Origin of the sequence: Novipirellula sp. (assembly GCF_041583735.1) — a bacterium.
Lineage (GTDB): Bacteria > Planctomycetota > Planctomycetia > Pirellulales > Pirellulaceae > Novipirellula.
On the sequence record NZ_JBFHFD010000279.1, the window covers coordinates 1 to 10,394 of the forward strand.

Below are 10,394 nucleotides of genomic sequence, written 5' to 3' on the forward strand. Positions count from 1 at the left end.
ACCGTTCATCAATCAAAAAATGGCAAAACAGCCGAGCGTGTGGAGGCCGACCGATTGCTCGATTGGCAAACCGCGAGAGACATCCCTTGGGGCATTTTGATTCTGTTCGGAGGCGGATTGGCGATCGCCAAGGCGGCCGAAGTGACGGGGCTTTCCGTCATCATCGGCAGCCAATTCTCGCACCTATCGGGACTCCATCCGCTCTTGCTCATTGCGGTGATCTGTTTGACGGTAACGTTTTTGACCGAGGTCACCTCCAACACAGCGACAACGACGTTGTTGATGCCGATCCTGGGCGCGGCGGCCGAGGGTGCGGGCTACGATGCTGCGTTCTTGATGGTTCCGGCGGCGTTGTCGGCAAGTTGCGCGTTCATGTTACCCGTGGCGACGCCGCCCAATGCGATCGTGTTTGGATCCGAACAATTGACCGTCCGCGACATGGCCAAAGCGGGATTCGCATTGAACTTGTTCGGGGTTATTGTGATTTCAGTGGTATGCTATTTCGTTGTCGATTCCCAGCACGGCATCGGCCACGCTGTTGCCGCTCCGGCGATCCAAGTCGAACCAACACCGACTCCCTAAACGGAACGCTGTGAAACAATTCCTGTAGCACAACTCTAGAAGCAAAATGCTTCACAGCGTTGCGCTAAGCGGCTCAGCATGAGTCATGCCAGACAATGATCTGAGCCGACGGCGTTTGCCGTGGAGAGCGTCAATATCGCAGGAAACATCCCTGCAGCTAACGCTGGACCGCTAAAACTTTGGTATTGACGTGATTTTTGGTTGCGCTGGCTTTCCGCCACCTCTCCCCCGACTTCGTCGGTGGAGAGGTGACTGCAGTGTCGCCCGGAAGAAAAACTCACCCCCAATATCCGACGTCAATACCAATGTTTTAGCGGACCAGGCTTGCGCCGCCGGATCACATAAAGATTGACGTCGGCCCGTTTTTTAACCCGCGGGATGCTGATACGGTTCGCGATAGGGACGCCGCAGCAACTTCGTCGCTTCTTCATCTCCAACAACCGTGTTCGTCAGCGGATCAAATTCCAGCGTTCGGCCTAACGCGAGAGCATTGTTGGCCAGGATGCACGAGGCACTACTGATGTGGCCTTGTTCAATATCGGCCACCGGTTTGGATCGATCATCGATTGCATTTAGAAAGTCACGCATATGCCCGCGGATTGCCGATGCGACATGCAATTCCATATTCCACTTGTCGGCATCGGATTGATCGCTCGGATATTGATCGAGTTCGATGACGGCGTTGCCGGTTAGCTTTTGTCCGCATGAACGCGGGATGAATTCGTACTTCTGAACGCTTAACTTCAACGTTCCTTTGGATCCATAAATGATCCCGGCCCAGGGAAATTCGGGATCTGGCGCCGATCCCCAACTGCGGTGTGTCCAAACCACATCGAGATCTTCAAAATCAAACGTGGCGGTTTGCGTATCGGTGATATTGGCGATCGAATCGGTATCGACCAAGATCCCGCCTGCACTACTGATGCGACGAGGCCATCCGAGGCCAAGTTGCCAGCGAACCATATCGAGCATATGAACACACATATCGCCAACGATGCCGTTTCCGTACTCCATAAACGCCCGCCAGGAACGTGGATGAATCAGTTCGTTGTACGGACGCAGGGGTGCGGGACCGGTCCAACGATCAAAGTCCAAAGAGGGCGGCGGCGGGATGGTTGGCGGATTTTTCTTGGCTCGCATGTGGTAGTAACAACACACTTCGGCAAACGCCACATCGCCAAGCAATCCGGCGTCGACGACCTTTTGTTTCGCTTCGATCAAGTGAGGCGTACTGCGTCGTTGCGTCCCGACTTGCACCACTCGCCCTGTGCGACGCGCGGCATCCAACATCGCGTGACTCTCGAGCACATCGACCCCAGTGGGCTTTTGCACATAGACATCGGCTCCGGCCTCCACTGCCGCGATCATCGCAAGCGCGTGCCAATGGTCCGGCGTTGCGATCAAGACGATATCAAGATCTTTCTCGGCAAGCATCTCTTGGTAATCGGCATACACGCGGGGGCGTTTTTTGGAAACTTGCCGCGACTCGATAAGCCCGGCTGCTTCATCAAGCATGTTGGCATCGACATCACACAGTGACACCACCTCGACCGGTTCAATGTTGATCAGTTGCAGTAGATCGCACTTGCCGTACCAACCACAGCCGATCAAACCGACACGGCGAGGCTTCGTAGCGGGTGCGGCAGCACACGCGGTGTGGGCAGTCGTTGCAATCGAGGCAAGTGCAGCGGTGTGAGTGAGAAAGTTTCGGCGATCCATAATGCTTCGTTTCTTGATGAGGAGATACGCTTCGTAGAACCCTTCAACGCAGCCATCATCTTAACAGACCCGATCGAGCGGTTGCTGCCGAATCATCCGCTGGATCGCGTGATTAGGACGCGGCGGATTTCTTTTCAGGCCACAAGGCAAGGATATTGGCGAGCAGCACGAGCGATCCGCCGATCAGCAGCGGTGTGCTAAATTCTTCGTTGGCATAGCTGACGGCACACCACGCACTGAGCATCGCGGGGATAAACATGGCCCAGGTGGATGCGAACAAGGGTTCACACGTGTAGATCACCGCGGCTTGCCCGGCAGTCAAACGGGGTTGGTACTTGTTCATCCAAACAAACGCCACCAGCGAGGGAAAGAAACACAACACGCCTAGCAACAGATAGAACCGCGGCTGCAATGCCAGTGCGGTCCAGCCACCGATTGCCGTTTCCGGCACTGGCAGACTCAGTCCGGCGAAGACGATCATCGCCAAGATCGCTGTCGTGCCAAACATACTTGGCGTGAACAACACCGACTCGTAACGTTTTCCAAACACGTCCACCAACAGGATTTGAACACTAAAGAACAACGTGGCCAACGTGGTCACGGAATCGCCCATCGTCCACCGCGACAACGCATCGCTGGCGAGTGCAATCTGACCATCCTGGATCACGATCAGTCCAGTCAACGTCGCGACTCCAGCCAACGCCACCAAGGCACCAAGCATGACACAGCGGCGTGGCAATTGTTTCCGCAACAGCGTGTTGATTAGCGGCGTGATGATCACCACCAAGCTCGTCAAAAAGCCACTCCGCGACGCGGGGATCGTGGCTAATCCAATGACTTGCAGCAGCAGCCCCAAGAAAAACATGACGCCAATCGCGGCGCCGGCCAACAGATGGGGCAGCTGCACGCGACGCAGCGTGCCGCGCAGCAAAATCGCAAACAGTCCAAACGCGATCGCGAACCTCAACCCGATCAACCACGACGCGGAACTTGTCCGCAGCCAACCCGACGCCGTCAATTCGGTGACGGCGAAATGATCATCCACTTGAAGGTTCAAGCACTTCATGATCGGAAAGGAGGCCCCCCACATCGCATTGACCAAGACCAACGCAATGATCGCTTGACGCCGTTCGTTTGGGGTGGTGCCTTGGTTCATGATGGATTGGATTTGACCGATGAGATGTACGCAGGCCTTCCAAAGCCGTCGATTTTGTTAGCGGCACGGCGCGAGCCGTCCGGGTGGTAGCGAGTAAACAAGTACGAATTCAACCAGGCGGCTGGCGCCGCTCCGCTATAAAAACCCCCGTTAGGGGCAAAGTGGGTCAGGTTGGGCGACGGCCTTGAAAGACCATCCTACGAGACTCCGAAATAGGCCGATGCTTCACGCGACGCAGTCCAAAGCGTATATTCCGGCACTTCGTTTGTGAATGAGCTTTCCCCCATCTCTGTCAGGAGTCCCAACGTGTCGACCGATCTCCCCAATATTCTTGCATCGCGTTACGCGAGTGAAGCGATGGTGAAAATCTGGTCGCCCGCAAACAAGGTCGTTCTTGAACGGGAATTGTGGATTGCCGTACTGGAGGCTCAAAAGGACCTCGGGGTTCACGTCCCTGACGGGGTGATCCAGGCGTACCGCTCGGTGATCAACAACGTCGACTTGTTTGCCATCGACGCCCGCGAACGAGTCACCAAGCACGATGTGAAAGCCCGCATCGAAGAATTTAATGAATTAGCGGGGCACGAGCATATCCATAAGGGGATGACGTCACGCGACTTGACCGAGAACGTCGAGCAGTTGCAGATTCGTTCGGCACTGAATTTGGTTCGTGACCGTATCGTCACCGCATTGTCGTTGGTGGCCGAACGAGCGGCGGAATACAGCGAGCTTGCTATTGCCGGTCGCAGCCACAACGTGCCCGCGCAAGTCACCACCGTGGGCAAACGGTTCGCCAATATCGCCGAAGAGTTGCTGGTCGCCTACGATCGAATTGACAATTTGTTGGTTCGCTATCCGCTGCGAGGCATCAAAGGCCCCGTCGGCACTCAGCAAGACATGCTTGATTTGTTCCAAGGCGACGCTGGCAAACTGGATCAACTCGATAGCCGAATCGCGAAATCACTTGGCTTTGAATCGTGTTTCGATTCGGTGGGCCAAGTCTATCCACGATCGCTGGACTTTGACGTGATCTCGGCGCTAACCCAGCTTTCATCAGCGCCCGCCAACTTTGCTCGCACGTTGCGATTGATGGCCGGTGCAGAATTGGCAACCGAAGGGTTCAAACCAGGACAAGTCGGTTCGTCCGCGATGCCTCACAAGATGAACGCACGTTCGGCCGAGCGAATCGACGGATTCAACGTGATCTTGCGTGGCTATTTGACGATGATCGGCGGATTGCTTGGCGACCAATGGAACGAAGGCGACGTCAGCTGCAGTGTCGTCCGCCGCGTGGCCATTCCGGACGCATTCTTGGCGATCGACGGACAACTCGAAACGTTTCTCACCGTGCTGGTCGATTACGGTGCCTACCCCGCGGTGATCGACCGCGAATTGCGTCGTTATTTGCCATTCCTGGCGACAACCAAGATTCTTGTCGCTGCGGTGAAATCGGGCGTGGGCCGTGAAACGGCACACGAAGCGATCAAGGAACATGCGGTATCGGCGGCGCTTGCGATGCGTGAAAGCGGACGCGATGACAACGATTTGATCGAGCGATTGGCTGGCGATGACCGTATCCCCATGGATGCCGAAGCACTGAACGCGGCGATCGGCGATCCCAAGCAATTTATCGGCAACGCCACAACTCAGGTGCAAAACGTGATCTCGCGAATCGAAGCGATCACCAGCAAAAATCCTGATGCGGCAAGCTATCGACCGGGTTCGATTTTGTAGGCGTGCCGATGGTCGCCGGATGTCTCGGACATTCCTGTGTAAATTTCCGACGTCGGGCGGCTTTCTTGACCACCGACGTCGCGCGACATTAGCTTCGATACTGCGACGGCGAGCAATTCATGATCCGGCGAAAGCTGCGGCTAAAGTGGGCATGGTCATAGAAGCCACAAGCGTGCGCGATTTCCGATACGGTTTGCTCGGTTTCCAATAACAGCTTTGCGGCATGCTCAATCCGCACGCGGACGAGGTACTGGCGAGGCGAGGCGCCAAAGGCGTGACGAAATCGCCGCTCAAAGTGGCTGACCGAAAGCCCCGCCATGTCGGCAAGCTGCTGGGTAGAAAGATTGTCGGCGAAATGCGTGTGCAGATGCGCGATCACGTTGGCAAAGGCATCCACAGTCCCCGATGGAGTTTGGATGCGTTCAATCTGACGCGAAAAACCCGCCACTCCAATCACGCGTCCACGCCGATCTCGTAGCGGTACCTTGCTGGTCATCACCAAACGCGGCGATCCGGCGTCCTCGGGCGCACTTTCGACACGATTGGCGATCGCTTCGCCCGATTCCATCACCAACCGATCATCGGCGCGGTATTCGTCGGCGCGTGACTTGGGAAAGAAGTCGTGATCCGTTTTTCCAATCGCCTCCGCCTCGGACGCCACCCCGCAGTACTCGCATCCTCGCCGATTCAGCGACATAAAGCGGCCTTGGCGATCTTTCACAAAGAACGATAGCCCCGGCAAATAGTCAAACAACGCAAACGCTTGATCACTCGGACCAAGTTGCTCGAAAAAAGCATCACGCAAACCGGTATTTTCCATGGCTGGATTTTACACCGTTTTAAGTCCATCGTGCAAGACAATTCGGTTGCCCACGGCGATAATGGGTGCGAATGAGCCGCAGATTTCGCATTCCTATCTTCTTCTCAACCGAGCCCTCCTATTCCGATGCCACGCCCCGCACTGATCACGTTGCTGACGAGCTGGTTTGCTGTTTTGACTGCACCGGTTCTGTCGGCCAAAGAGTTTGATTTCAATCGCGATATTCGCCCGATCCTGTCAGACAAGTGTTACTTCTGTCACGGCCCGGACGCCAATACGCAGGAAGCGGGATTGCGGCTCGATTCACGCGAGGAAGCGATTGACGTGATCGAATCGGGCGAACTGGTCGAGCGAATCACCAGCGACGATCCCGACATGCTGATGCCACCGCCGGGATCCAAAATCGAGCTGAGCGAAGAGGAAAAACAAACGATTCAAACCTGGGTCAAACAGGGTGCCGCGTATGAAGGTCACTGGGCATTTGAACTGCTGCCCGACGCGGTGGACGTTCCTGCGGTGATGCAGGAACAGTGGTGCCGTCAAACGCTCGACCGCTTTGTGTTGGCACGAATGGAATCTGAAAATCGGACGCCTAATCCCGAGGCAGCACCGCTGCGTTGGTTACGGCGAGTGACGTTGGATTTGACCGGGCTGCCGCCAACAACCCAAGCGATCGCCGACTTTGAAGCGGCGCTGCAAACATCGGGTGAACGAGCGTACGAGGCGGCCACCGATTCGTTACTCGATGCGGCGGCCTTTGGCGAACACATGGCAGTCGCTTGGCTCGATGCCGCTCGCTATGCCGATTCCTACGGCTATCAATCCGACAAACTCAATACACAGTGGCCTTATCGCGATTGGGTGGTTGAGGCATTCAACGAGAATCTTCCTTATGATCAGTTTCTGACATGGCAAATTGCTGGCGATCTGCTTGAAAATCCCACTCGGAAACAGCGGGTTGCGACGGCGTTCAATCGCATTCACCGCTTGAACAACGAAGGGGGTGCAGTGTTCGAGGAATGGCGACTCGAAAATGTTTCTGATCGGGTTCATACCTTTGGTACGGCGGTGCTCGGATTGACGATGGAGTGTTGTCGATGCCACGACCACAAGTACGATCCGATTCCGATGCGTGATTACTATTCTTTGTCGGCGTTCTTTAATTCGATCGATGAAAGTGGTGTCTATGACCGCACTGAAAAAGTGCCGTGTCCGTCGATGTTATTACCAACGGATGAACAACAAGCCGCCTTGGAGGAAGCAGAGCGAAACTTGGCCGCAGCCGAACAGGCGTATCAGCGGTCACTCGTCGAGGCACGAAAACGCTGGGAAGCATGGACACACGTGCCGGCAGATGAGCTAAGCATCCCCGATCTTCGACTTGCCTTATCGTTTGATCGCGACTTTGACAATTCGCTCAAATCGATCTATCACCCCTCCGAGTCGGACCGAGCTTGGACGTCGATGCCGCAGCGTGTCGAGGTCAGTGACGCATCGGTCGCCCGGCTTGATCCGCACTTGGCAGCGGACACGAAGGAACTCAAAGCGGTGCCTCCGCGAGGCGCACTGAAACTGGATGGAGAGCGTGGGGTGACGACGCACGGAATCACGCCATTTGACCGTTGGTTGCCAATGTCGGTGGTCGTGACAATGCGTGAGACCAAGCGAAGTCCGCTGCGCAGCCTCATCGCTCATCACACTCGCGGCACCGATTGCGGCTACAACGGCTGGGATTTGACGATCGAAAACGGTTATCTCGAATCACGTATGGCTCGCGTTTGGCCCGGCAATGCGATCAGCGTTCGCACGGCCGATCCAATTCCGATGGACGAGTGGCATCAAATCACGGCTACCTATGACGGATCATCAAAGGCCGCCGGACTGGAGCTGTACCTGAACGGTCGACCGCTGGCGACAACCACGCTGCGTGATCGGTTAAAGAAGAGCTGCAACGTGCTTGTTGACCATGGCGGCGAATTTGTAGTCGGACAACGTTTTCGCGCCCGTGGTTTGGACGGTGGATTGATCGACGATGTGCGTGTTTACGAGCGAGCGTTAACGAAAATCGAATTACAGCGGCTGGCTAACGGTGAGACCGAAACGCATCACGGCAAGCCAAGCTTTGAATATTTCGCCTCGGCGATAGATGAAACGACGCGTGCGGCGATGCATTCGCTGACTGACGCCCGCAAAGATTTTGTGATGGCGGAAGAGGCCATCAATGAGATTCCGATCATGGATGAAACCGACTCGCCACGTCCGGCCCATGTGTTGGCCCGCGGCGAGTACGACGCTCCTAAAAATGAAGAAACCCGGGTCACGCGAGAAACACTCTCTGGGCTTCCGCTCGCTTTTCCTGAAAATGCTCCGCACAATCGATTAGGCTTGGCAAAGTGGGTGACCGATCCGAAACATCCGCTCACCGCGCGAGTGGCGGTCAACCGTTTGTGGGGCAATTTCTTCACCGCCCCACTGGTGCGAACCCCCGAGAATTTTGGGTCGCAAGGCGATTTGCCGACGCATCCCGAGCTTCTCGACTGGCTCGCTCGCGATTTCATCGAACATGGCTGGGATGTCAAACGCATTTGCAAAACCATTGTACTGTCGGCCACCTATCGTCAAGATTCTGCGGCGACGCCTGAGCAGATCGAAGTCGATCCGACCAATCGTTTCCTCGCTCGCGGACCGGCCCATCGTTTAGCAGCCGAGCAGATTCGCGATTTGGCGTTGACCGCTTCGGGGCTGCTGAATGCCCAGATCGGCGGTCCTCCGGTATCTCCGTACCAACCCGGCGAAGACCTCTGGAAAGAATCCAACGGCATGTCGCCGCCCTACCAACAATCGGTCGGCAAGGCGTTATACCGCCGCTCGCTGTACTCGGTTTGGAAACGGACTGCACCGCTGCCGAACATGATGGCGTTTGACTCGACGACACGCGAAGTCTGCACCGTAAAACGCTCGCGAACCAATACTCCACTGCAAGCGTTAGTGCTACTGAACGATGTGCAGTTTATCGAAACCGCGCGAGTGATGGCTCAGCAGCTGCTCCAACACAACACCAACGCTCCGCTGGAAACGGCTTTCCTGAAATTGGCTGGACGGGAACCGGATCCACTCGAACTATCCACATTGCAGCAATTACTCGCTGACGAACAGGCCTACTACACCAAACACCCCGAGGCTGCGACGGAGTTGTTGTCCGTGGGCGAGGCCAAGCTTGCGAACGATACAGATCCCAGCGAACTCGCCGCGTTGACGAATGTTTGTCAAGCGATCCTGAATCTCGATGCCACTATTTGGAAACGATAAAGCCATGTCACTGGATCCCTTTGCCGTAAACCGACGGCACTTTTTCAAGAACAGTTGTACCGGCGTGGGTGTCGCGGCACTCGCCAATTTGTTAGGCAGTGACACAAAAGCGTCTGCGGCGTCGCACGGCGGAGTGACCGGCACGCACTTTGCCCCCAAAGCGAAGCGGATTATTTATCTGTTTCAGGCTGGTGGCCCGGCACAGCAGGATTTGTTTGACTACAAACCGCTGCTCAATGAAATGAACGGCCAGGAATTGCCGCCGCACGTTCGCGGTCAGCAGCGGTTAACGGGAATGTCCGTCAATCAATCGTCGCTGCCGATTGCGGGATCGCATTTCAAGTTTTCTCAGCATGGCGAAAGTGGTGCTTGGCTGAGCGATTTGCTGCCCTATCACCGTGATATTGTGGATGATGTTTGTTTCATCAAGTCGATGCATACCGAGGCGATCAATCATGATCCGGCGATCACGATGTTTCAAACCGGTTCACAGATCGCAGGTCGGCCATCGCTCGGATCATGGCTGTCCTACGGATTAGGCAGCGAGAACCAAGACTTGCCGGCGTTCATTGTGTTGGTTTCGGCGAATCAAGGTGGACAACCGCTTTACGCCCGATTGTGGGGCAATGGATTCTTGGATTCGAAGTACCAAGGCGTCCAGTTTCGCGGCGGTAGCGATCCCGTGTTGTACTTGTCTAATCCCGAGGGCATCCCGGCATCCCGCCGCCGAGCTCAATTGGATGCGATCAAAACGCTGAACCAGCACCAGTTTGAAAAGGAATTGGACCCCGAAATCGAATCTCGAATTTCGCAATACGAAATGGCGTTCCGAATGCAAACCAGCGTTCCGGATGCCGCCGATTTTTCGGACGAACCCGAGTCGACATTCGAATTGTATGGCGATGATGCCAAGCAACCGGGTACGTTTGCCGCGAACTGCTTACTCGCACGACGCTTGGCAGAGCGGGATGTGCGATTCATTCAGTTGTACCACCAAGGTTGGGACCAACACTCCAACCTGCCCAAACAAATCAAGGGACAAGCCCAGGAAACCGACCAAGCGTCGGCAGCTCT

The 10,394-nt window shown here is 55.7% G+C and carries 7 protein-coding genes; 4 read left to right on the top strand and 3 right to left on the bottom strand.

Annotated elements, in window-relative coordinates:
- The coding region (locus ABX962_RS19515) for an SLC13 family permease (RefSeq protein WP_372721703.1) at window positions 1-582 on the top strand (582 nt) is incomplete at its 5' end.
- A gap of 366 nt (window positions 583-948) precedes the next feature.
- Here ABX962_RS19515 and ABX962_RS19520 read toward each other — a convergent pair.
- Both ABX962_RS19520 and ABX962_RS19525 read right to left on the bottom strand, forming a co-directional pair.
- Complete coding sequence (locus ABX962_RS19520; protein ID WP_372721704.1) at window positions 949-2,301, bottom strand: Gfo/Idh/MocA family protein; 1,353 nt, start codon at window positions 2,299-2,301, stop codon at window positions 949-951.
- A gap of 112 nt (window positions 2,302-2,413) precedes the next feature.
- Window positions 2,414-3,457 carry a DMT family transporter gene (locus tag ABX962_RS19525; protein WP_372721705.1) on the bottom strand — a complete coding sequence of 348 codons (1,044 nt, stop codon included), beginning with the start codon at window positions 3,455-3,457 and terminating at the stop codon, window positions 2,414-2,416.
- A 306-nt stretch (window positions 3,458-3,763) separates the two neighbouring features.
- Between ABX962_RS19525 and purB the strand changes: the two genes are divergently transcribed.
- Window positions 3,764-5,191: an adenylosuccinate lyase gene (gene purB / locus ABX962_RS19530; protein WP_372721706.1), complete on the top strand. Its 1,428-nt coding sequence runs from the start codon at window positions 3,764-3,766 to the stop codon at window positions 5,189-5,191.
- A gap of 88 nt (window positions 5,192-5,279) precedes the next feature.
- On the opposite strand, the gene ABX962_RS19535 is transcribed toward purB, so the two are convergent.
- Window positions 5,280-6,011, bottom strand: a complete 732-nt coding sequence (locus ABX962_RS19535; RefSeq protein WP_372721707.1) for a helix-turn-helix domain-containing protein — start codon at window positions 6,009-6,011, stop codon at window positions 5,280-5,282.
- A gap of 126 nt (window positions 6,012-6,137) precedes the next feature.
- Between ABX962_RS19535 and ABX962_RS19540 the strand changes: the two genes are divergently transcribed.
- Both ABX962_RS19540 and ABX962_RS19545 read left to right on the top strand, forming a co-directional pair.
- Window positions 6,138-9,320 (top strand): DUF1553 domain-containing protein, encoded by a 3,183-nt coding sequence (locus ABX962_RS19540; protein ID WP_372721708.1) that lies wholly within the window; start codon window positions 6,138-6,140, stop codon window positions 9,318-9,320.
- Window positions 9,321-9,324: 4 nt separating this feature from the next.
- On the top strand, window positions 9,325-10,394 hold a 1,070-nt coding region (locus ABX962_RS19545), incomplete at its 3' end, for a DUF1501 domain-containing protein (protein ID WP_372721709.1).